This window comes from Okeania sp. SIO2B9 (genome assembly GCF_010672505.1).
In the GTDB taxonomy this organism is placed as follows: domain Bacteria; phylum Cyanobacteriota; class Cyanobacteriia; order Cyanobacteriales; family Microcoleaceae; genus Okeania; species Okeania hirsuta.
The window spans coordinates 1-1,132 of the sequence record NZ_JAAHGK010001768.1 but is presented as its reverse complement, the minus strand read 5'-3'; the positions used below and the strand labels follow the sequence as shown (position 1 = coordinate 1,132).

Genomic DNA, 1,132 nt, shown 5'->3' with positions numbered 1-1,132 from the left:
GGGGGAGTAGGGGAGTAGGGGAGTAGGGGAGTAGGGAAAATAGAAAGATTTATTGTTTCAGCACTCTTGATAAGTTTTTTCATCACTAATTATCCGGACATGATATTACAGGAAATGTCCAATAGCTAGAAGTCTTATATTATCGGTTTTTTATTCCCCCTGTTCCCTGTTCCCTGTTCCCTGTTCCCTGCGCACAGCGCTATAGTTTGATAATGCCTTTAAGAATCCAGTTTTGGATTGCTTAAGAATCTCCGTATCTTTAGAGCGGGGAGCATTGACTTAATCAATAAATAACGATATAATACCTTAAAAAGCACACCATTAGACAGGCGGCGCTCAATCTCCATGAAATCCATTAGAACCAAACTCAAATTAAATAATAAACAAAAAACTCTGATGGCACAACACGCTGGCTATTCGAGGTGGTGCTACAACTGGGGTTTAAGTTTATGGAATGCTGCATACACAGATGGTTACAAGCCAAACCCTCGTAAACTGAGAGAGGTTTTTACTAATCACACCAAACCCCTTTACCCCTGGATGAAAAACTTGTCGTCTAAAGTTTATCAATATGCTTTCATCAACTTAGGTGAAGCATTTAAGAGATTTTTTCAGGGATTGGGCAAACGCCCACGATTTAAGAAGAAAGGTAAATCTGATTCATTCACAATTGATAATTGTGGAAAACCCATAGAATTAAATGGATGGAGTCACAAATTACCTTTTATTGGTATGGTCAAAACTTATGAACCAATTGAAGCAACTACTCAAAAAATCACTATTAGTAGACAGGCAGGTGATTGGTACTTAAGTTTGAGCTATGAATTTACTCCTAGCCCAACCCCAACAACTACTGAAGTTGTAGGTGTGGATTTAGGTGTCAAAACATTAGCAACTTTAAGTGATGGAAAAGTATTTGAAAGCGTAAAGTCATATCGTAGGTTTGAAACCAAGCTTTCTAGACTGCAATATCTAAACCGCAATAAAATTATTGGCTCTGCTAATTAGACTTGTCGCTTTATAAGGTAAAGTAAAGTTAATAGGGTGTTTGAGATGGGACAATGTTAGATCTGAATCGGGTGCTAAAAGAAGACCGCCTCAGTGCGGGCATTGACTGGACTAAACCGTAAGG

Annotated in this window: 1 protein-coding gene; it reads left to right on the top strand. The window is 38.5% G+C overall.

Translation table 11 applies throughout. The features are described from left to right. Positions 1-345: 345 nt before the first annotated feature. The gene (locus tag F6K13_RS34290) at positions 346-1,008 is read left to right on the top strand and encodes an RNA-guided endonuclease TnpB family protein (RefSeq protein ID WP_124147609.1); all 663 of its coding nucleotides are present in this window, start codon (positions 346-348) and stop codon (positions 1,006-1,008) included. Positions 1,009-1,132 lie beyond the last annotated feature (124 nt).